The 22,249-nt window shown below is 51.8% G+C and carries 19 protein-coding genes and 1 pseudogene; 12 read left to right on the plus strand and 8 right to left on the minus strand.

Annotation, left to right across the window (positions count from 1 at the left end):
- Positions 1-6: 6 nt before the first annotated feature.
- The 4 genes from nagZ (at position 7) to WC7_RS16270 (ending at position 3,844) form a co-directional block, all read left to right on the plus strand.
- Positions 7-1,032: a beta-N-acetylhexosaminidase gene (gene nagZ / locus WC7_RS16285; RefSeq protein WP_016152675.1), complete on the plus strand. Its 1,026-nt coding sequence runs from the start codon at positions 7-9 to the stop codon at positions 1,030-1,032.
- A gap of 21 nt (positions 1,033-1,053) precedes the next feature.
- Positions 1,054-1,596: an alpha/beta hydrolase YcfP gene (gene ycfP, locus WC7_RS16280; protein WP_003030817.1), complete on the plus strand. Its 543-nt coding sequence runs from the start codon at positions 1,054-1,056 to the stop codon at positions 1,594-1,596.
- A 236-nt stretch (positions 1,597-1,832) separates the two neighbouring features.
- Positions 1,833-3,137 (plus strand): NADH-quinone dehydrogenase, encoded by a 1,305-nt coding sequence (gene ndh / locus WC7_RS16275; protein ID WP_016152676.1) that lies wholly within the window; start codon positions 1,833-1,835, stop codon positions 3,135-3,137.
- A 167-nt stretch (positions 3,138-3,304) separates the two neighbouring features.
- Positions 3,305-3,844 (plus strand): glycine zipper 2TM domain-containing protein, encoded by a 540-nt coding sequence (locus WC7_RS16270; RefSeq protein ID WP_003030814.1) that lies wholly within the window; start codon positions 3,305-3,307, stop codon positions 3,842-3,844.
- 57 nt (positions 3,845-3,901) lie between these two features.
- Here the strand turns inward: WC7_RS16270 and WC7_RS16265 are convergent, their stop codons facing one another.
- Together WC7_RS16265 and comR are read right to left on the minus strand one after the other, a co-directional pair.
- Positions 3,902-6,082, minus strand: coding sequence for a TonB-dependent siderophore receptor (locus WC7_RS16265; protein ID WP_016152677.1), 2,181 nt, complete (start codon positions 6,080-6,082; stop codon positions 3,902-3,904).
- A gap of 254 nt (positions 6,083-6,336) precedes the next feature.
- The gene (comR, locus tag WC7_RS16260; protein ID WP_016152678.1) at positions 6,337-6,972 is read right to left on the minus strand and encodes a TetR family copper-responsive transcriptional repressor ComR; all 636 of its coding nucleotides are present in this window, start codon (positions 6,970-6,972) and stop codon (positions 6,337-6,339) included.
- 243 nt (positions 6,973-7,215) lie between these two features.
- On the opposite strand from comR, the gene bhsA reads away from it, so the two are divergent.
- Positions 7,216-7,473, plus strand: coding sequence for a multiple stress resistance protein BhsA (gene bhsA / locus WC7_RS0124440; RefSeq protein WP_029139491.1), 258 nt, complete (start codon positions 7,216-7,218; stop codon positions 7,471-7,473).
- A gap of 83 nt (positions 7,474-7,556) precedes the next feature.
- On the opposite strand, the gene WC7_RS16255 is transcribed toward bhsA, so the two are convergent.
- From WC7_RS16255 to WC7_RS16245, 3 genes are all read right to left on the minus strand, one after another.
- Positions 7,557-8,522 carry a L,D-transpeptidase LdtC gene (locus WC7_RS16255; RefSeq protein WP_016152680.1) on the minus strand — a complete coding sequence of 322 codons (966 nt, stop codon included), beginning with the start codon at positions 8,520-8,522 and terminating at the stop codon, positions 7,557-7,559.
- Between the two features lie 148 nt (positions 8,523-8,670).
- Positions 8,671-12,117: a transcription-repair coupling factor gene (gene mfd / locus WC7_RS16250; protein WP_016152681.1), complete on the minus strand. Its 3,447-nt coding sequence runs from the start codon at positions 12,115-12,117 to the stop codon at positions 8,671-8,673.
- A gap of 118 nt (positions 12,118-12,235) precedes the next feature.
- On the minus strand, positions 12,236-13,300 hold the full coding sequence (locus WC7_RS16245) for an acyltransferase family protein (protein WP_016152682.1): 1,065 nt from the start codon (positions 13,298-13,300) through the stop codon (positions 12,236-12,238).
- Positions 13,301-13,561: 261 nt separating this feature from the next.
- On the opposite strand from WC7_RS16245, the gene lolC reads away from it, so the two are divergent.
- From lolC to cobB, 5 genes are all read left to right on the plus strand, one after another.
- Entirely contained in the window at positions 13,562-14,761 is a 1,200-nt protein-coding gene (lolC, locus tag WC7_RS16240; protein WP_003030806.1) for a lipoprotein-releasing ABC transporter permease subunit LolC, read from the plus strand.
- Complete coding sequence (gene lolD, locus WC7_RS16235) at positions 14,754-15,455, plus strand: lipoprotein-releasing ABC transporter ATP-binding protein LolD (protein ID WP_003832278.1); 702 nt, start codon at positions 14,754-14,756, stop codon at positions 15,453-15,455. The genes lolC and lolD overlap by 8 nt, the downstream gene beginning before the upstream one ends.
- Positions 15,455-16,699, plus strand: a complete 1,245-nt coding sequence (lolE, locus tag WC7_RS16230) for a lipoprotein-releasing ABC transporter permease subunit LolE (protein WP_016152683.1) — start codon at positions 15,455-15,457, stop codon at positions 16,697-16,699. Before lolD ends, lolE begins: the two co-directional genes overlap by 1 nt.
- 141 nt (positions 16,700-16,840) lie before the next feature.
- Positions 16,841-17,752, plus strand: coding sequence for an N-acetylglucosamine kinase (gene nagK, locus WC7_RS16225; RefSeq protein ID WP_016152684.1), 912 nt, complete (start codon positions 16,841-16,843; stop codon positions 17,750-17,752).
- 15 nt (positions 17,753-17,767) lie between these two features.
- Positions 17,768-18,589: a Sir2 family NAD+-dependent deacetylase gene (gene cobB / locus WC7_RS16220; protein ID WP_016152685.1), complete on the plus strand. Its 822-nt coding sequence runs from the start codon at positions 17,768-17,770 to the stop codon at positions 18,587-18,589.
- A 51-nt stretch (positions 18,590-18,640) separates the two neighbouring features.
- On the opposite strand, the gene potD is transcribed toward cobB, so the two are convergent.
- Entirely contained in the window at positions 18,641-19,687 is a 1,047-nt protein-coding gene (potD, locus tag WC7_RS16215; RefSeq protein ID WP_029139492.1) for a spermidine/putrescine ABC transporter substrate-binding protein PotD, read from the minus strand.
- Between the two features lie 27 nt (positions 19,688-19,714).
- Complete coding sequence (gene potC, locus WC7_RS16210; RefSeq protein WP_003030794.1) at positions 19,715-20,494, minus strand: spermidine/putrescine ABC transporter permease PotC; 780 nt, start codon at positions 20,492-20,494, stop codon at positions 19,715-19,717.
- Between the two features lie 239 nt (positions 20,495-20,733).
- Here potC and WC7_RS26610 point away from each other — a divergent pair.
- Positions 20,734-20,841, plus strand: a pseudogene (locus WC7_RS26610) (antitermination protein); the annotation flags it as partial.
- 138 nt (positions 20,842-20,979) lie between these two features.
- Here the strand turns inward: WC7_RS26610 and WC7_RS16205 are convergent.
- A complete protein-coding gene (locus tag WC7_RS16205) occupies positions 20,980-21,192 on the minus strand; it encodes a KTSC domain-containing protein (protein ID WP_016152687.1) in 213 nt (70 codons plus the stop codon).
- A gap of 552 nt (positions 21,193-21,744) precedes the next feature.
- Here WC7_RS16205 and cspA point away from each other — a divergent pair.
- A complete protein-coding gene (gene cspA / locus WC7_RS16200; protein WP_005127641.1) occupies positions 21,745-21,957 on the plus strand; it encodes a transcription antiterminator/RNA stability regulator CspE in 213 nt (70 codons plus the stop codon).
- The last annotated feature ends 292 nt before the right edge of the window (positions 21,958-22,249 follow it).

Here is a 22,249-nt window from a genome sequence, read left to right on the forward strand (position 1 = left end):
AGCAGTGTGGGCCCAGTAATGTTGGATGTCGAAGGGTATGAGCTGGACGCTGAAGAGCGTGAGATTCTGGCGCATCCGCTGGTAGGTGGGTTGATCCTCTTTACCCGAAATTATCATGACCCGGAACAGTTGCGTGAATTAGTGCGCCAGATTCGCGCGGCATCACGCAATCATCTGGTGGTGGCGGTAGATCAGGAAGGCGGCAGGGTACAGCGTTTTCGCGAAGGATTTACGCGTCTGCCCGCGGCCCAATCCTTTGCTGCGCTGCACGGTCTGGAAGACGGCGGCAATCTGGCTCAGGACGCCGGATGGCTAATGGCCAGCGAAATGATCGCAATGGATATAGATATCAGTTTTGCGCCGGTGCTGGATGTGGGGCATATCAGCGCGGCGATTGGGGAACGCTCTTACCATGCCGATCCGCGGAAAGCGCTGGCTATGGCGACTCGCTTCATTGACGGTATGCATGCTGCTGGCATGAAAACTACCGGTAAACATTTCCCCGGGCATGGGGCAGTGACGGCGGATTCGCATAAAGAAACCCCAACCGATCCACGTTCAGAAGCCGAAATTCGTGCAAAAGATATGTCCGTGTTCCAGACGTTGATTACGGAAAACAAACTCGATGCCATTATGCCTGCGCATGTCATCTACAGTGACGTGGACCCGCGTCCGGCGAGCGGTTCGCCACACTGGCTGAAAACGGTGCTGCGTCAGGAGCTTGGTTTCGATGGCGTCATTTTCTCCGATGATTTGTCGATGGAAGGGGCGGCGATTATGGGAAGCTATGCGGAGCGTGGTCAGGCATCGCTGGATGCGGGTTGCGATATGATCCTTGTCTGCAATAATCGTAAAGGCGCGGTCAGTGTGTTAGATAATCTGTCGCCGATCAATGCAGAACGTGTTACACGTTTGTATCATAAAGGTTCATTTTCACGTCAGGAACTGATGGACTCGGCACGCTGGAAGACGGTAAGCGCCCAGCTCAACCAGCTTCATGAGCGCTGGCAGGAAGAGAAAGCAGGTCATTAACGCAAGTTTGGCGAGGATGCGATGATTATCTATTTACACGGTTTTGACTCTAACAGCCCGGGCAACCACGAAAAGGTGTTGCAGCTACAGTTCATCGACCCGGATGTCAGGCTGATTAGCTACAGTACGCGGCATCCTAAACATGACATGCAGCATCTACTGAAAGAAGTGGACAAAATGCTGCAGCTTAATGTGGACGACCGTCCGCTGATTTGTGGCGTGGGACTGGGGGGATATTGGGCTGAACGGATTGGTTTCCTGTGTGATATTCGTCAGGTAGTGTTTAATCCCAACCTGTTCCCGTATGAGAACATGGAAGGAAAAATCGACAGGCCTGAAGAGTATGCCGATATCGCGACAAAATGCGTGACCAATTTCCGCGAAAAGAATCGCGATCGCTGCCTGGTGATCCTGTCACGTCATGATGAAGCGCTCAATAGTCAGCGTTCGTCAGAAGAGCTGCATCATTTTTACGAGATAGTCTGGGACGAAGAGCAGACGCACAAGTTTAAGAATATCTCCCCGCATTTGCAGCGCATCAAAGCGTTCAAGACGTTAGGTTAATCCTCAATGAACGTGTAAAAAACCAGCCTTCGGGCTGGTTTTTTTGTTCTTAAAGTTCGTGTTGTCTATCTTTTCAGCATCAAAACTTGATACACATCAATTTTGGTATGACCAATGCACCGTTCGTGTTATTCTCACTCTCGAAGAACATTTTCATTATCGTAACTTGTTGTTAATTAAAGGCTATACCTATAACTTTTAATTAACAATTGGTTAATAAATTTAAGGGGGTCACGTTGACTACACCATTAAAAAGAATCGTGATTGTCGGCGGCGGTGCTGGCGGACTGGAAATGGCGACGCAGCTGGGTAAAAAGCTGGGGCGCAAGAAAAAGGCCAAAATCACGCTGGTGGACAGAAACCACAGCCATTTATGGAAACCGTTACTGCATGAAGTCGCGACGGGTTCCTTGGACGAAGGCGTGGATGCGCTGAGCTATCTGGCGCATGCCCGTAACCACGGTTTCCAGTTTCAGTTGGGTTCGGTGGTGGATATCGATCGCGAAGCGAAAACCATTACTCTTGCCGAGCTGCGCGATGAGAAAGGCGAGCTGCTGGTTCCTGAGCGCAAAGTCCCGTATGACACGCTGGTGATGGCGTTGGGCAGTACCTCCAACGATTTCAATACGCCGGGCGTCAAAGAAAACTGCATTTTCCTGGATAACCCGCATCAGGCGCGTCGTTTCCACCAGGAGATGCTGAATCTGTTCCTGAAGTACTCCGCGAATCTGGGCGCTAACGGCAAAGTAAATATCGCCATTGTCGGCGGCGGTGCGACGGGGGTTGAACTCTCAGCCGAGCTGCACAATGCGGTAAAACAGCTGCACAGCTATGGTTACAAAGGGCTGACCAACGAAGCGCTGAACGTTACGCTGGTAGAAGCCGGTGAGCGTATTCTGCCTGCGTTGCCGCCGCGTATTTCCAGTGCTGCGCATAATGAGTTAACCAAACTGGGCGTACGCGTACTGACCCAGACGATGGTAACTAGCGCTGATGAAGGCGGACTGCATACCAAGGATGGCGAGTACATTGAAGCCGATCTGATGGTGTGGGCTGCGGGGATCAAAGCGCCAGACTTTATGAAAGACATTGGCGGTCTGGAAACCAATCGTATTAACCAACTGGTGGTTGAGCCGACTCTGCAGACCACGCGAGATCCCGACGTGTACGCGATTGGCGACTGCGCTTCCTGCGCTCGCCCGGAAGGTGGTTTTGTGCCGCCGCGCGCTCAGGCTGCGCACCAGATGGCAAGCTGCGCAATGAACAACATTTTGGCGCAGATGAACGGCAAGCCGCTGAAAGCGTATCAGTACAAAGACCACGGCTCTCTGGTTTCACTTTCTAACTTCTCTACCGTGGGTAGCCTGATGGGCAACTTGACCCGTGGTTCGATGATGGTAGAAGGGCGTATTGCGCGCTTTGTGTACATCTCACTGTACCGCATGCACCAGATTGCTCTGCACGGTTACTTTAAAACCGGTCTGATGATGCTGGTTGGCAGCATTAACCGGGTGATCCGCCCGCGTCTGAAACTGCATTAATACGGCTTATGGCGTCGGATGTTTGTACTTATCCGGCGCCTTCCTTCAGAGTTCTCCGAATCATCCTGCCTTTGCTCCTCCTCGTGCTATTTTCATCCGTAATCTGATTGGCATTCCTTACCTTCTGTTGCAAAGTTGTTGCTAATAGCAAAAAAGGAGGAAGTCCCGTGAATAAATCTATGTTGGCGGGTATAGGGATTGGCGTAGCTGCTGCGCTGGGTGTTGCAGCGGTGGCCAGTCTTAACGTTTTCGAGCGTGGCCCACAGTATGCACAAGTTGTCTCTGCAACACCGATTAAAGAGTCGGTAAAAACACCGCGCCAGGAGTGTCGGAACGTGACGGTCACGCACCGTAAGCCGGTACAAGATGAAAACCGTATCGCGGGTTCCGTGCTGGGTGCGGTTGCTGGTGGCGTTATCGGCCATCAGTTTGGCGGCGGACGCGGTAAAGATATTGCTACCGTGGCCGGTGCTTTAGGCGGCGGTTATGCAGGTAACCAGATCCAGGGTTCGATGCAAGAAAATGATACGTACACTACTACGCAGCAGCGTTGTAAAACGGTGTATGACAAATCTGAAAAAATGCTGGGCTACGACGTGACGTACAAAATTGGCGATCAGCAGGGGAAAATCCGTATGGATAAGGACCCCGGCGCGCAAATTCCGTTGGATAACAACGGACAGTTGGTACTAAATAACAAAGCGTAAAATAGCATTATCCTGAACATTAGCCCCCCATTCGCTCAGGCTGGGGGGCTTTTTTTATCAGAAGGTTAAGGCGTAGTTCAGACCAAACGTGCGGCCCCGGCCCTTGTATTCATACAGTGACGGGCTACCGTAGGTTGGGCTGTACAGCAGTGGCGCACGTTGTCCCCACAGCGTGGTGTACTCTTCATTCAGCAGGTTTTCTACGCTAAAGGTCAGTTTACCCAACGGGAGCTGATAGCTGCCGATAAAGTCCATCGTGTTATAGCCGTCCAGCTTATTGCCGCTGGCGTCCGTCAGATCAAATGTTTGCTGGCTCTGTACGCGCAATGTCCACGGTTCAGGTGCCCAGCCGACCCACGCGGTGGCTTTGGACGGGGAAGCCAGGGTGACATCCCATTTCTGCCACTTACCGTTTTGCTTCACTTCCGATTTAATGACGTTGAAGTTGCCGCCCAGACTCCAGTCCGTATCCGCAATGAAATAATCCACCGCACCTTCAAGGCCATAAATACGGCGATCGTCGGGCTGGACGTTAATGGTCATATCGCTGCGGTTGATAACGATCGATTTATCCGAAGTAGAGTAGTAAGCGGCCAGCTGCGTGCGCAGACTGTCGCCAGTGTAGCGCCATCCCAGTTCGTAGGAGTTAACTTTAATCCCCTCCAGGCGTGAGTCCGCCACGTTGACGCTGCGCTGGAGCTGGTAATGATCGCCAACCAGGGAATAGGTGCCGTTACCGTAATATTTCCCCGGGTCTGGAAGCTCCACGCCCTGAGAGAAGTTAAACCATGTCTGCTGACGGTCGGTCAGGTGGGCAAGGATACCGGCGTTAAACAGGAAATTATCGTAATCGGTTTTACCGCCAGGAATGGTATCGGCGGAGTTTGCCAGACCGGTGGCAATTCCCTGTTGTTGGGCATAACCAACGAAATCATCCACCCTGTTTTCGGTCCATTGATAGCGCACACCGCCGCTGAGGGTAAAGATGTCGTTAATGTCATAGCTGTTCTGCAGGAAAGGCGCGAAGTTGGTGATGCTGTAACCGGGGTAACGCCCGGTGGTATAAGCGGTTCGGTTGTCCATACCGCCGGAGGGCAGGGACCAGGCCAGATCGAAGAATTTCTGATTGGAATCGAAGGTTTCGTGATCGGCATCGACACCCCAGGTCAGCTCCCAGTTGTCCATCAGCTGGCTGTTGAGGGTGATTTTGGCACCAAACTGGTCTGTGTCCTGCTGCGATGCGGAGAAACTGGTGACCTTGCCTTTGCTCAGCGTAGGGAAGGGGTAGAATTTCAGCGATTCGTCACGGTAATAGATTTGGCTGACCAGGTTCTGGCCGAAGAAATCCGCGTCTGAATACTGCAGGCTGATGAGATGACGCTCGGTGCCGGGAATACGATCGGAATTCAGTCCGCTGCTGGTATAAGCCTTACCGTTTCCCGTCACGGCGGACATGTTCTCGCCAAGATCCAGTCCGTAATCGTCATCCCCCTGGCTCTTATAATACTGCGTAACCAGTTGTAACTGACGGTTGTCGTCAAGCTCAATCGTCCCGGTGCCCATCACGTCCAGACGATCGGAGTGCTGCAGGCCGGTTTGGGTGTTATCCAGCAGCAGGGCATCGTGATTGCCGTCATACCAGCCGCCAAACCGTTGATACGCGACGGACATGCGCCCGGAAGCGCGATCGGTTCCTCCGCTCACCGCCGCGGCAACGCGTTCATCATGATCGTTACTGTTATTGAAGCCGCTTTTACTCCCCAGTTCGAGTTCTACTTCACGCTCCGGCTGGCCTTTTTTGGTGACAATGTTGATTAACCCACCGGTACTGCCGCCGCCATACAGTGAGGTTGCACCTGAGATGACTTCAATGTGTGCGATGTTAAACGGGTCAATAGAATCCAGTTGGCGACTGTCAGTACGCGAGGAGTTCAGACGGACACCGTCTATCAGTACTACGATGGCACGGCCGCGCATATTCATGCCGTAGTTTGTGCGCCCCTGGCTGCTGACATCGATTCCTGGGATTAACTGAGCAAGAACATCTTTGAACTCTTTCCCCCCCTGAACCTGCTGTTCAATCTCGCTTCCTTCAATAACCCAGGTCGTTTGCGCCATTTCTGCCACGGTGCGTTGACTACGGTTGGCATTGACGATGAGGTTATCTTCCTCAGCCGCGATGGCTGGGAGAGTTAAAGACAACAAGAGAGGATTGAGCACCCAGAGACGCTTATGCATTTGTATTCCTTTTAAAAAGAGTCGATCTGTTTTTGTTATGGCGGTAGAGAAACCGATAGTTACATTGTGAAACAGGCGTTAAAACAAATGCGAATATTGCTGATAATAATTGTTGTTATCAATACATTTTACAAAAAATGATCGGATAAGATGATGAAAACACTGAATAATGTAGGGGTAATCCGCGGAAATCTAACCGGGGGCTTAATCAGCTCCCGGTGGTGTCAGTACTGCGGGGAAATAGCGGGAAAGGGTTAAACTTTGATAAGTTCAGGCCACAGTCGCAGAGTCGTGTGTGCGATCTGCATCAGTTTTTCAAATGTCGCGCCTTCACGGGCGCTGATCGACATACCCTGTAAAATACAGTTCAGGTATTCGGCCAGTTTTTGCACGTCGCAATGGGACGGAATTTCGCCTCGTTGCTGGCGCTGGTGAAGGAACTGGATAAGCGTCTGTTCCTGCATTGCATGGCGGGATTTCACCGTGTGCGCAATATCCCGGGAAGAGGCCGCCAGTGTCGCGGAAGTGTTAATCATGAAACATCCCGCCGGGGTGTCTTTACTGGTAAAGCAGGTCGCTATTGCGGTGAAATAGTCTTCCAGCGCGCACTCAAGACTTTTTTCTTCACAAAATAACTGAGCTTCATGTTTCGCCGCGAAGCGGGTGATGTAGCGGTCCAGTACGGCACGAAACAACCCCTCTTTATTGGTGAACTCCGCATACAGCGTGGGCGCTTTTGCGCCGGTTGCTTCTACGAGATCGGCGAGCGATGTCGCTTCATACCCGTGCTGCCAGAAGAGTGTCATGGCCTTATCAAGCGCGGCTTCCCTGTCGAACACTTTTGGTCGGCCACGGCTTTTTTTAGCACAACCTGTCATTTCAGTTGTCATGGCGCCGATGTACCTTTGTTGGGTTTATTGAATAACCATTATAAAAATATTCGACTGCACACTCCAGCGGATTAGCGATAAAAATAATTTAACGCTATTGATATGAAAAATAAGGTCTTTATATTTTATATAACGATCATTATAAAAAAATATTGACGTGTGACCTGGATCACATCTATGATTTACCTATCGATCGTTAAGTTAATCTTTGCGACATACATTCATCTGCTAAAGGTCACTATCATGAAAAACGTAAAAACTCTGTTTGTTGCTGCTGTTCTTAGCTCACTCTCATTTGCAAGCTTTGCTGCCGTTGAAGTTCAGGCCACACCTGCGGGCCAACAGAAAGTTGGTACTATTTCTGCGAATGCGGGGACTAACTTAGGTTCTCTGGAAGATCAACTGGCGCAGAAAGCGGATGAGATGGGAGCGAAGTCTTTCCGTATTACTTCTGTTACCGGTCCTAACACCCTCCACGGGACTGCAGTTATCTACAAATAAGAGTTAACCCATCGCAATGCCACTGCGAGTTAAATAAAAACCCCCGCGGAATAAAATCTAGCGGGGGTTTTTTATGCGCTGAATTACAGCGGTTGTTGAGCAACGTCGTGATGACGGGTGACATCGACCGGCATGCCTGAGCGAATCTCCATCGCACGTTCCATGACGGCAGAGTCCGTTTGCGCCGCATTCTTAAACGTCTGCATGGATGCGTTCAGCACGATCGGCAGCAATTGCGGGTCGTCATTGATTTTTTCGGACAACGGCTGGTGTACTTCAACCAGGCGCACGCCGTTAGGTTCAACAGATGCTTTGATTGGCGTATTGATAATATTGACCTTGGTTCCTGGCTTCACCTGACGGAACAGGGTTTCGATATCACCGTCGCGTAGACGAATACAGCCGGAACTGACGCGCATTCCGATGCCAAAATCAGCATTAGTTCCGTGCAGCAGATACACGCCGCCGTATGCCGCTAAGCGAATGGCATGATGGCCCATCGGGTTATCCGGCCCGGCAGGCACCACGGCAGGAAGGTCGATCCCGTTCGCTTTGTATCGCGCGCGGATATTTGCCGTAGGCGTCCAGGTTGGGTTGGCACGTTTATCAGAGATGGTGGTTACCATTGTGGGCGTCAGCGTGTCACCGCCTAACTGGCCAATACCAATAGGATACACGGTCACCGAATTTGTCCCCGGCTGGTAATAATAAAGACGCAGTTCGGCAAGGTTGATAACAATGCCTTCGCGCGGCGCGTCCGGCAGCAGAGTTTGTAACGGAATAGTCAGCACGCTGCCCGGACGTGGTACGTAAGGGTCAACGCCGGGGTTGGCCTGTAGCAGCGCCAGAAAGCCGACATTGTATTTTTTCGCAATCGCTTCCAGAGAACCGCCATTGTCTTCGACAACATGAACGGCATTCTGACCCACCACGCGGCTTCCCGGTGGCGGCAGCGGCCAGGTATTTGCCTGGGCCGGAAGTGCTAACGCGAAGGTCGCGGCAAGCGTAAAAAATGTTAACCAGCGAGAGAGTCGTTTATTGTTTAACATCACCATAAATCCATTGTTTTTACGTGGTTTTTATCATGTAAAAGTAAACAAGAATTATGGCGGTTTGCAGTGTCGGGAAGTGCAGGGAAGTGCAAAGAGTTTGTAAATTCATCAGGCCGGGTGAGTGGAGGGCTCACCCGGCTTGACGCTAGGCTACGGCGTTTTCTTCAAGCTGGCGCATAAACTGGCGAACCCAGTCGATCCGTGCTTTACGCTCGCCCAACTCCTGCATGAATTTCAGGCGTGTTGGACCATCCAGACGGAAGTGCTGCGGTTGTTTTTGCAGTAAACCAATTAGCCAGACCGGGTTAACGTGGTTTTTCTCGGCAAACTCAATAGTACCGCCTTTTTCATTGCCTTCGAGCTTTCTGATCCCCAGTTTCTGCGCCTGCTGGCGTAAACGGGCAATATCCAGCAACGTCCGGGCCGGGTCGGGCAGCAGGCCAAAACGGTCTATCAGCTCGACCTTAATTTCTTCCAGCTCGGTTTCGCCTTTCGCACTGGCAATGCGCTTGTAGAACGACAGTCGCGTGTTGACATCCGGGATATAGTTATCCGGCAGAAGCGATGGCATGCGCAGTTCGACTTCGGTTTGCTGGCTGGTGAGATCTTCCAGCGACGGTTCACGCCCTTCTTTGAGCGCATCGACAGCGTTTTCCAGCAGCTCCATATACAGTGAGAAACCGATGCTTTCCATGGAGCCACTTTGATCTTCGCCCAGCAGTTCCCCAGCGCCACGAATTTCGAGGTCGTGGGTCGCCAGCGCAAAACCTGCACCTAAATCTTCCAGCGAGGCGATGGCTTCCAGGCGTTTTTGTGCGTCGGTGGTCATCGCTTTTGGATGCGGCGTTAGCAGCCAGGCGTATGCCTGATGGTGTGAGCGTCCCACACGACCCCGTAGTTGATGCAATTGCGCTAAACCGAAGTGGTCAGCTCGTTCAATGATGATGGTGTTGGCAGTGGGAATGTCGATCCCGGTTTCGATAATGGTGGTACATACCAGCACGTTAAAACGCTGATGGTGGAAATCGTTCATCACGCGTTCCAGTTCGCGCTCGCGCATTTGCCCGTGGCCGATACCAATGCGCGCTTCCGGCACCAGTTCCGCTAATCTGTCAGCGGTTTTCTGGATATTTTCGACGTCGTTAAAGAGATAATAAACTTGTCCCCCGCGCATAACTTCACGCAGGATAGCCTCGCGTACCACCAGGTTGTCATATTCGCGCACGAAGGTTTTGACCGCCAGACGACGAGCGGGCGGTGTGGCGATGATCGACAGATCGCGCATGCCGCTCATCGCCATGTTGAGCGTGCGTGGAATAGGCGTTGCTGTCAGAGTCAGAATATCTACATCCGCGCGCATTGCCTTGATACGTTCTTTGTGGCGAACGCCGAAACGATGCTCTTCATCGACAATCAGCAGACCCAGATCTTTTAGCTTCACATCCGCTTGCAGCAGTTTGTGAGTGCCGATGAGAATATCGATTTTACCTTCGGCAACCTGCTCCAGAATCTGCGCTTGCTCTTTGGCGCTACGGAAACGGGACAGCATCTCAATGCGTACCGGCCAGTTGGCAAAGCGGTCGCGGAAGTTGTCGAAGTGCTGCTGAGCGAGCAGGGTGGTCGGTACCAACACGGCAACCTGCTTGTGATTCTCTACGGCGAGAAAGGCGGCACGCATCGCGACTTCGGTTTTACCAAAGCCGACATCGCCACACACCAGGCGGTCCATGGCCAGTGGTTGACACATATCGCTGAGTACCGCGTTGATCGCCTGCGCCTGGTCGGGCGTGGTTTCAAACGGGAAGCTGTCGCAAAACAGCTGGTACTGTTCACGGTCATGCTTAAAGGCAAAGCCTTCTTTCGCTGCGCGCTGGGCATAAATATCCAGCAGCTCTGCCGCGACATCGCGAACCTTCTCTGCGGCTTTCTGTCGGGCGCGTGACCAGGCATCGCCGCCCAGTTTATGCAGCGGCGCATTCTCTTCCGCGCCGCCGGCGTAGCGGCTGATCAGATGCAGCGACGACACCGGCACGTACAGTTTGGCGTCGTTGGCATAAGTGAGCATCAGGTATTCACCGGTAATGCCGCCTGCTTCCAGCGTGGTCATACCGGCATAGCGACCCACGCCGTGCTCCAGATGCACCACTGGCTGACCGGGATGCAGCTCCGCGAGGTTACGAATTAACGTGTCCGGGTTGATGGTGCGACGAGAATCCTGGCGGCGACGCGCCACGCGTTCACCGAGCAGATCGCTTTCACAAATCAGCGCCAGATTGCGTTTGCTATCGATGAAGCCGTGCTCGGCTGAGCCAATCATCAGATAACGACCGTTGTCTACGGCTTCGTCGAGTCGCAATATCCGCTTCGGCGCGACTTTGATGCGGGCGAGCAGTTCGCCTAGCGCTTCCCGGCGTCCTTCACTTTCCACCGAGAAAATTACCGGACCGGTAAAGCCTTCAAGAAATTTACGTAATGCATCTAACGGTGCTTTTTGCTGTGCCTGAACGGCGATATCTGGCAGCTTCTGGAACCCGAGGTTAGTATTCGCCGCTTTCTTCGGCAGACTCTCGGTTTTCAGCTGAACACGCGGCCAGCGTTTAAGTTCAGAAAACAGCTCATCAACCCGCAGCCACAGCGATTCCGGTGGCAGAAGCGGGCGCATCGGATCAACGCCGCGATTCTCAAAGCGTGACAGGGTATCGGCCTGGAAGCGTGCAGCGCTGGTCTCGATATCGCCGGTATTTACTAATAACGTATTGGCGGGGAAGTAGCTGAACAGCGGCGGCAGCGGCTCGCTGAAAAACAGCGGTTGCCAGTATTCAATCCCCGTAGGTAATGTGCCTTTGCTGACCTGTTGATAAATATGCTCGGCGTCGCGTTTCACCTCAAACGTATCACGCCACTGACTACGGAACAGCTCGATGGCCGTTTTGTCAGTCGGGAATTCGTGTGCGGGCAGCAAATTAATGGCATCGACTTCTTCCAGCGTGCGCTGAGTGTCAGTATCAAACAGACGCAGGCTGTCGATTTCGTCATCAAAGAAATCCAGACGATAAGGCAATTCGCTGCCCATCGGGAACAGATCTAACAATGCGCCACGCGTGGCGTATTCGCCGTGTTCCATGACCTGATCAACATGGCGATAGCCAGCGCTGTCCAGTTGTTCGCGCAAGGCGTCGCGCGAAAGCCGCTGGCCTTTTTTCATGACCAGCGCATGACCGTGCAGATAGCTGTGCGGACAGACACGCTGCATCAGCGTATTTACCGGAACGATCAGTACGCCGCGCTGCATGGCGGGCAGTTGATACAGCGTGGAGAGCCGTGAGGAGATAATTTCCTGATGGGGAGAAAAGCTGTCATAGGGAAGCGTTTCCCAGTCGGGCAGGTTCATCACCATCTGGTCAGTAAACTGACGAATTTCATCATGCAGACGCAAAGCATTTTGCATGTCCGGCGCGATCAGCACCACTGGACCCGCGTGACGTTCGGCGATTTCGGCGACCAGCGTTGCGCAGGCGGCACCCGTAAGCTCACCCAACTGGCGCTGATCGGAAGCGCCCGTTGGGAGCGTGTAACGATGTTGTTCAGGCATTCGGTTGTCAGGATCTCGTTTAGATATACATCTGATAAGCAATGTTCTTTATTATCCGTGATCGTTTCTCATAAGCAAATTGATTCGCCCCCGAATGGGGGCAAAAAGCGCGTAGGGGTTAGCGCGAGGCGGGCGATAAAGAGGGCGGGGAAAAGAGCAGATCGGCCACGGTTTTTTGTGAAATCTTACGCACCAGCAGGCCAAACAGGGTGCACAGCAGCAGACAGGCGAACGGATACACCAGTAGCAGGGCCAGCTCCGCGTATGCAGGCCAGGCGGCATGATTGATTTTGGGGATAAGCGTTAAGCTGAACAGCTCAACCAGAATACGGTGTGTGGTGTAGATGGCGATGGTATTGGCGCCAATCACGCTTAACGGACTGGACGCTCGCATGCCAAAGTGGAGCTCGAACTGATAAAACAGCTTCATGATCAGCACAATGGAAAGGAGAGAAAGCAATAGCGAGACATTTGCCAGCCACGCGACGACGGCGACGATTGTGCAACCCAGAACAATGACCGCATGACGGCGCAGGGGCACCTCCTTGATCCACGCCATCAGCGTTGCGCCAAACCATGCGCCGAGGCTATACCAGGGCAAATTGCGAATCACGCTGTTCATTCCCCACCACGGGGTCGGGAAAAAATTGATCGCCACGCTCAGCGCCACAAATAATGCTAACAACGGCATCGCCCAACGGCTGAAAATTTTACACAGAACAAAATAGACAATCAGCGCGTACAGATACCACAGGCTGGTGCTGGCGGTAAGCATCCCGTGGGTAAAACCCGCAATCGAATCCGCATAAGCGGCGTTGGCGGCATGGGTCAGATCGCGCTGCGGGGCGAGCCAGTTATTGAGCGCCACCAATGCCAGCCATTGCACCACTCCCCAAAGCACCAGCACCCAGGCGATACTCCAGATCCGTTTATCCACGCAGGTTGTCCACGGGACGTTATCGATGTAGCGACGGATCAGATACCCCGAAATAAAGAAAAACACCGGCATGCGAAACGGTGCCAGGTACAAATTGAGGTAAATCCAGCATTTGCTCAACACCTCTGACAGTGGATGCTGAAAAGTGGTGAGGTGCGGGTGAAATGTGATCACCGAGTGGTAAATCACTACCAGGCAAATGCATAACCCCTTGATTTGATTAATCCATAGTTCTTTTTTATTCATTGAGACGGCGCATCCATATTGATTGCAATAGCCTGCCATCCTGCGCAACCCGCTGTGCGCTGTAATGCGTAACTGTCTGCATTTTGTTTTTTTAGGATAAAGGTCAGGGATCAGGGTTGCAGGGGAGAGGGACAACTTTAGCGGTTTGATTTATTTATACTTTTAAGAATAGTGCTGACGAACACTTACGGTTCAGTCATTTACCCATTCCGCTTTCGCTTATATACTCGTGACTTTGCTAACAGCAACCAGACGGATTTCATGTACCAACCTGTCGCTCTATTCATCGGCCTGCGTTATATGCGTGGGCGTGCAGCAGATCGCTTCGGTCGCTTCGTTTCCTGGCTCTCCACCATTGGCATTACTCTCGGGGTAATGGCGCTGGTTACGGTGTTGTCGGTGATGAACGGTTTCGAGCGCGAGCTGCAAAACAATATTCTTGGCCTGATGCCTCAGGCCGTCCTCTCGTCTGAACAGGGTTCCCTAAACCCGCAACAGCTACCGGAAAAAGCGGTGGTGTTGAACGGCGTCAACCGCGTTGCACCGATAACCACGGGGGATGTGGTACTGCAAAGTGCGCGTAGCGTGGCAGTCGGCGTGATGCTGGGTATTGACCCGGCGCAAAAAGATCCATTAACGCCATATCTGGTCAATGTGAAGCAAACAGATCTGCAGCCGGGTAAGTATAATGTCATCCTCGGAGAGCAGCTTGCCGGGCAACTGGGTGTTAATCGTGGCGATCAAATTCGCGTGATGGTGCCCTCAGCCAGCCAGTTTACCCCGATGGGACGTCTGCCGAGCCAGCGTCTGTTTACGGTAATTGGCACCTTCGCCGCCAACAGCGAAGTCGACGGCTACCAGATGCTGACCAACATCCAGGATGCGTCACGTCTGATGCGTTACCCGGTGGGCAATATTACCGGCTGGCGTCTGTGGCTCAACGAGCCGTTAAAGGTTGATACGCTGAGCCAGCAAACGCTGCCACAAGGCACCAAATGGCAGGACTGGCGCGAGCGCAAAGGGGAATTGTTCCAGGCCGTGCGTATGGAGAAAAACATGATGGGGCTGCTGCTTAGCCTGATCGTGGCGGTGGCGGCATTTAATATTATTACCTCGCTGGGTCTGATGGTAATGGAGAAGCAAGGGGAAGTGGCGATTCTACAAACGCAGGGGCTGACGCCGCGGCAGATAATGATGGTGTTTATGGTGCAGGGGGCCAGTGCCGGGATTATCGGCGCGCTGCTGGGTGCGGTGCTGGGCGCATTACTCGCCAGTCAACTGAACAACCTGATGCCAATTATCGGTGTGCTTCTGGATGGGGCTGCGCTGCCGGTCGCCATTGAGCCGCTGCAGGTTATCGTCATTGCGCTGGTGGCGATGGCCATCGCGCTGCTGTCTACGCTTTATCCTTCCTGGCGCGCTGCCGCTACTCAACCCGCTGAGGCTTTACGTTATGAATAAGATCCTGTTGCAATGCGACAACCTGTGCAAACGCTATCAGGAAGGCACAGTGCAGACCGATGTACTGCACGATGTCAGTTTTTGCGTCGGTGAAGGTGAGATGATGGCGATTGTCGGCAGCTCCGGTTCCGGTAAGAGTACGTTGCTGCATCTGTTAGGCGGGCTGGATACGCCAACTTCCGGCGATGTCATTTTTAGCGGTCAGCCGATGAGCAAACTCTCGTCGGCGGCGAAAGCGGAACTGCGCAATCAGAAGCTGGGCTTCATTTATCAGTTCCACCATCTGCTGCCGGACTTTACCGCGCTGGAAAACGTGGCGATGCCGTTGCTGATCGGCAAGAAAAAACCGGCTGAAATCACCGAGCGCGCACGGGATATGCTGAAAGCAGTAGGGCTGGACCATCGTGCCAGCCATCGTCCGTCTGAACTGTCGGGCGGTGAACGCCAGCGCGTGGCCATCGCTCGTGCGCTGGTGAATAACCCGCGCCTGGTACTGGCGGATGAGCCAACGGGTAACCTTGATGCGCGTAACGCGGACAGCATTTTCGAGCTTCTGGGTGAGCTGAACCGCTCTCAGGGCACGGCATTTTTGGTGGTGACACACGATCTGCAACTGGCGAAGCGAATGAGCCGCCAGCTTGAAATGCGCGATGGTCGCCTGACGGCTGAACTGAGCCTGATGGGAGCTGAGTAATGGCTTCGCCTTTATCGTTATTGATTGGTTTGCGTTTTAGCCGTGGTCGGCGGCGCGGCGGCATGGTCTCGCTAATTTCCGTGATTTCCACCGTTGGCATTGCGTTGGGCGTCGCGGTGTTGATCGTCGGCTTAAGCGCCATGAACGGATTTGAGCGTGAGCTGAACAACCGTATTCTGGCCGTGGTGCCGCACGGTGAGATTGAAGCCGTGAACCAGCCGTGGAATAACTGGCAGGAAGCGCTCGACAAGGTACAGAAGGTACCAGGCATTGCCGCTGCGGCGCCTTATATTAACTTTACCGGGCTGGTGGAGAGTGGGGCGAACCTACGCGCAGTGCAGGTGAAGGGCGTTGACCCGCAGCAGGAGCAGCGTTTAAGCGCGTTACCCTCGTTTGTGCAAAACCACGCATGGGATAATTTCAAAGCGGGTGAGCAACAAATCATTATTGGTAAGGGAATTGCCGATGCGCTGAAGGTGAAGCAGGGCGACTGGGTATCGATTATGATCCCTAACGCCAGTGCGGATCATAAGTTACAGCAGCCTAAACGCGTGCGTTTGCACGTCACGGGGATCCTGCAACTGAGCGGTCAGCTCGATCACAGTTTTGCCATGATCCCAATGGAAGATGCGCAGCAATACCTGGATATGGGATCCAGCGTTTCCGGGATCGCGCTGAAAGTGAACGACGTGTTTAACGCCAATAAGCTGGTGCGAGACGCGGGTGAAGTCACCAATAACTATGTGTACATTAAGAGTTGGATCGGTACTTACGGTTATATGTATCGCGATATCCAGATGATCCGCGCCATTATGTATCTGGCGATGGTGCTGGTGATTGGCGTGGCCTGTTTTAATATCGTTTCCACGTTAGTGATGGCGGTAAAAGACAAGAGCGGCGATATTGCGGTATTAAGAACCCTGGGGGCTAAAGATGGCCTTATCCGTGCCATTTTTGTCTGGTACGGCCTGCTGGCGGGTTTGTTCGGGAGCCTGATAGGCGTCGTCATTGGGGTGGTTGTCTCGCTGCAACTGACGCCGATCATTAACGGAATTGAGGCGCTTATCGGCCATCAGTTCCTGTCCGGCGATATCTATTTCATTGACTTCCTGCCATCGGAATTACACTGGCTGGATGTGATTTACGTGCTGGTGACAGCACTCGTGCTGAGTCTTTTGGCAAGTTGGTATCCGGCGCGTCGCGCCAGCAATATTGATCCTGCGAGAGTACTTAGCGGCCAATAACAATATATACACGAAAGCATTCATGCGGCGGTAAGGCGGCAAACCGAAATCTCCATGAGCATAGATAACGATGTGACTGGAGGGTGAGTGCGCAGCCAACCCCAAGGCATCTTGAAGGATGACGTGTATCAAGGAGCGGTGATGTATTACGGATTTGACATCGGCGGGACCAAAATTGCGCTGGGCGTGTTTGATAAGCAACGTCGTTTGCAATGGGAAACACGCGTCCCTACGCCTCGCGACAGTTATGACGCTTTCCTTGATGCGGTCTGCAATCTGGTGACGGAAGCGGACCAGCGGTTCGGCGTTAAAGGTTCGGTAGGCATCGGCATTCCTGGCATGCCGGAAACGGAAGACGGCACGCTGTATGCGGCCAACGTTCCTGCTGCCAGTGGTAAGCCGCTCCGCGCCGATCTCAGCGCTCGCCTTGACCGCGATGTGCGTCTGGATAACGATGCTAACTGTTTTGCCCTCTCCGAAGCCTGGGATGACGAGTTCACCCAATATCCGCTCGTGATGGGGTTGATCCTCGGCACCGGTGTTGGCGGCGGTCTGGTGCTTAACGGGAAATCCATCACCGGACGCAGCTATATCACCGGCGAGTTTGGTCATATCCGTTTGCCAGTCGATGCGCTGACGTTGATGGGCTTTGATTTCCCATTGCGCCGCTGCGGGTGCGGTCAACTGGGATGCATCGAAAGCTATCTTTCCGGCGGTGGATTTGCATGGTTGTATCAGCATTACTACCATCAATCGCTGGATGCCCGGGAAATTATCGCGCTGTGGGAGCAGGGTGATGAACAAGCACGTGCCCATGTTGAACGCTATCTGGATTTGCTGGCGGTGTGCCTTGGGAATATCCTGACTATCGTCGATCCTGATTTGGTGGTGATTGGCGGAGGCTTGTCGAATTTTACCGCTATTACGACGCAACTGGCGGACCGACTGCCACGTCATCTGCTGCCGGTTGCCCGGGTGCCGCGTATTGAGCAGGCGCGGCACGGTGATGCGGGCGGGATGCGCGGAGCCGCTTTCCTACATCTTACCGATTAATACAAAGAGGTTGTTATGCTGTCGCGCCGGGGTCATCGGTTAAGCCGCTTTCGTAAAAATAAACGCCATATGCGCGATCGCCTGCGTCAACGAATCTTTTTCAGAGACAGAGTGGTGCCTGAATTGATGGAAAAACCAAGAGTGCTGGTACTGACGGGAGCGGGAATCTCCGCTGAGTCAGGAATTCGAACCTTTCGCGCGGCGGATGGTCTCTGGGAAGAACATCGGGTAGAGGACGTTGCGACTCCGGAAGGATTTAGTCGTAATCCGCAACTGGTCCAGTCGTTTTATAACGCCCGTCGTCATCAGTTGCAACAATCAGAAATCCAGCCTAACGCGGCGCATATCGCGCTGGCAAAACTCGAAGCCGAGCTGGGCGACCGTTTTTTACTGGTGACGCAGAATATTGATAACCTGCATGAACGTGCGGGCAGCCAGAACGTAATCCATATGCACGGCGAACTGCTCAAGGTTCGCTGTTCGCAAAGCGGGCAGATTCTGGAGTGGACTGGCGATGTGACTGCGGAAGATAAATGCCATTGTTGCCAGTTTCCGGCGCCGCTGCGCCCGCACGTGGTGTGGTTTGGTGAAATGCCGCTGGGCATGGATGAAATTTATATGGCACTGGCAATGGCCGATGTGTTCATTGCGATTGGTACATCGGGCCATGTATACCCGGCAGCGGGGTTTGTGCATGAAGCTCGACTACATGGGGCGCATACGGTAGAGCTAAATCTCGAACCGAGCCAGGTAGGAAGCGAGTTTGAAGAGAAGTATTACGGTCCGGCAAGCCAGGTGGTGCCTGAGTTTGTTGAGAAATTATTGAAAGGACTGTGATTTTTTTGCCCGATACGCGCAGCGCCATCGGGCATTCCTTACAACGCTGAATTAACGTCCTGCTTTCAGCTTCTGATAATACTCTTCATAGATAGCGCTGGCGGAACCGACATCGTTCTGCCATTCCCCTTTGTTGATGGTTTCTGCATCAGGGTAGAGGGTTTTATCGTTCGCGACTTCAGGGCTTAACAGCTTACGTGCTGCCAGGTTTGGCGTCGGATAACCGATGGTTTCCGCGACTTCTTTCGCCACGTCCGGGCGCAGCAGGAAGTTAATCAGCTTCAGCGCACCTTCTTTATTTTTTGCGTTTGCTGGAATAGACAGGCTGTCCATCCAGAAAATCCCACCTTCTTTCGGCCATACCACTTCCAGCGGTGTACCTGCCTGACGCGCAACATACGCGGAGCCGTTCCACACCATCCCCAGATTGACTTCGCCTTCCATATACGGGTTGGCCGGGTTGTCAGAGTTAAATGCCGCGACGTTAGGCATCAGCTTCTTCAATTCGTTATAGGCGGCTTCAATCTCTTTAGGATCGGTGGTATTGCCGGAGTATCCCAGCTTGCGCAGCGCCATCTGGAACACTTCACGCGCATCATCCGTTAACAGCAGGCTACCTTTGTACTCCGGTTTCCACAGATCGGCCCAGCTGGTTACTGTTTTCGGGTCGATGGCATCGCTATTGATGCCAATGGCCGTCGCACCCCAGATATACGGGATAGAGTAGTCATTGTTGGGGTCGAATGGCTTGTTGAGCATTTCCGGATCGAGGTTGTGGAAGTTGGTCAACGTCGACTTGTCGATCTTCTGGATCATGCCTTCTTTGCGCATTTTATCGACGTAATAGGTGGACGGAACCACCAGATCGTATGCGCCGTCTTTATAGGTTTTGAGCTTGGCGTACATGGTTTCGTTCGACTCGTAGGTCGAATAGATAACCTTAATGCCAGTCTCTTTGGTGAACTGCTCCAGCAGTCCAGGCGGGACATACTCGGTCCAGTTATAGAAATAGAGCGTGTTGTTGTCATTAGCGTGAGCGGCGCTCATGCCCAGTGCCAGAGCACCCGCCGCGAGCAGGTGGCGTGACCATTTTTTCATCATTTAACGTCCCCTGAATTAAGGGCCTTAGCGGCCCTTGGTTTTATCACGTGCAATAAGCTGGCTGGCAATCACCATAACCAGCGACAGAACCAACAAAATGGTCGCCAGCGCGTTCACCTCTGGTGATACGCCGACTTTTACCATTGAGTAGATTTTTAACGGCAAAATTTCATAACCAGGCCCGGTAACGAAGGACGACACGACGACATCATCCATCGACAACGTAAAGCTCAGCAACCAGCCGGCAGCCACTGCAGGCATTGCCAGAGGCAGTATAATCTTGCGCAGAATAGTCACTTCACTGGCGCCGAGATCTTTGGCGGCTTCAAGCATTCGTACATCAAAACCTTTCAGACGTGAGTAAACCGTCACCACCACAAAAGGTAGACAAAAAGTGATATGCGAGAACAGCAGTGACCAGAAACCCAGTTGAATGCCGATCAGCATAAACAGCACCAGCAAAGAAATCGCCATTACGATATCCGGCGACATCATCACCACGAACAGCATGCCGCTGACAAACGGTTTACCGCGAAAACGGTAGCGGTACAGTGCAACCGCTGTGAGTGAGCCGATCAGCGTGGCAAACGTGGCGGATAGCACCGCCATCGTCAGCGAGTGTTGCGCTGCCTGTAGCAGGCTGTCGTTGTTCATCAGCAGGCCGTACCATTTGGTGGTAAAACCCTGCCAGTTGATACCAAAGCGCGAGCTGTTAAAGGAGTTCACAATCAAAATAATGATTGGAATATACAGATACGCGTAGATGGCGGTCATAAAACCGCCTCTGAGCAGCCGACCGATCATTCGCGTTTCACCTTCTTGTTCAGAAGGCGCGATGTTTTCAGAGTATTGAAAATAATCAACTTTTTCTCTTCTCCAAAATCTCTCCAAAACTTCCCGCCAAAACAGATAGCCAAAAAAGAAGCAGCTATCACTAAGGCCGCGAATTTTACAACAATTTTTAGGATGATCGGGAAAAAAAGGCCATTTAAATGACCAGCTTTACCCATTCCTGACTGCGAGTGTCGGTATAGCAATCGGTTCAAGGAACAATTAGCGCACGCTACCGCTGTGGTGGTAAAGGGGAGGTACTTGACTGCAAAGCCACGAAAGAGCGTGGCGTCCCAGTGTTTGAAACCTGTGAACGCTGCAGGGAGCATGCTTAACGAAGGGTAACGAAATTGACGGGAATAGTGGTTTTTTGGATATCAATTTCCTGGACCGGTGGTAACAAAAACAGAAAACACCAGAACGGCGTTTTACGCTATCTACAGCGTAAATTTCTTGAATCACCCTGTTTTACGACACAAGAATTTACCTTTAATGACACCGTCAAAGAAACGGCCTTTAGATTGCACCGTGAGAAAAGAGTTATAGATGCTTTCAGGAACGCCCACATACTGGAAAGTTGAAGAATTTACGAACCCAATCTCCAGTATCTTTTCTAATGGGTAGTAACCAATAAATTTTATTTTTGATGAAATCATTGCCTGTCGTTGCATTTTTTCTCCTTCAATTTTTTTAATTTTCCTTCTCTGATAATACACTGATATGAAACAAAAGGAGCATAGTTTTGTAAATGTTATGGCTGTTTCAGAATTTACTGGTTGGAAGAAATGATTTTCTTTGTTGCTTTAATTTCCTGAACTGCGAAAAATAGCACGAAAATCCGTTGCTGGATTTTTACGGATTGAAATGGGCTTTCCTTTAAGTGACTGATAAATATATTTTATTTTATTTTTCGTTATCCAGGGGACGACCGGCTGTATGTTATTGCTAGTGAACAGAACTCATTGATTATGCTGTCTCAGTTTCCATTTCTAAGATTTTGCGAAAAATTAAATGAAAAAATAACTTGCTATTGTTTGTGGGGTGTGTGATTAATGAGGGGTTGGTTAGGTACACAGACCCATTAAAGCGGTTTAGTAAAGCAGTTCTCATCTCAAGCGTTATCCACAGATAATCCTTTCTTTTGAGCCTTCTTATCGTTACTAATTAGATTGTGTGCGAAGCCCTTTTCGCCGTAAGGCTACATAGAATTTAAGGAATTACCTGTGTCTAATAAAATGACTGGTTTAGTAAAATGGTTTAACGAGTCTAAAGGTTTTGGTTTTATTACCCCTGACAATGGTAGTAAAGATGTGTTTGTACACTTCTCTGCTATTCAGAGTGGTGGCTTTAAAACGCTGAATGAAGGCCAAAAAGTTGAGTTCAGCATTACTGCTGGTGCAAAAGGGCCGTCAGCTGAAAACGTTGTAGCTGCCTGATATTTTTCCTGATGTAAACTAATATACGATAGCGAAGACGGTGAATGCCTGAGTAGATGTATTAGTTTTTCAGAAACTCAACATCTGTTGACATAAAGCTGAACAGATGTCTGAGTCTAATCATTGGGTAGAACAGTTGAAATGATTATTTTATGAATGTCATTTGTTGTTTTACCTCTGTAGTTTTTCTTGCACGCTTAAGTGCATTCGTAAAAGCTAACAACATCCCAAAAATCGCTGGTGCTATAATATAAAGAAAATTATATTATTTTAGATTCCTCATGTGAACTGA

The organism is Citrobacter sp. KTE151 (assembly GCF_000398845.1).
In the GTDB taxonomy this organism is placed as follows: Bacteria; Pseudomonadota; Gammaproteobacteria; order Enterobacterales; family Enterobacteriaceae; genus Citrobacter; species Citrobacter braakii.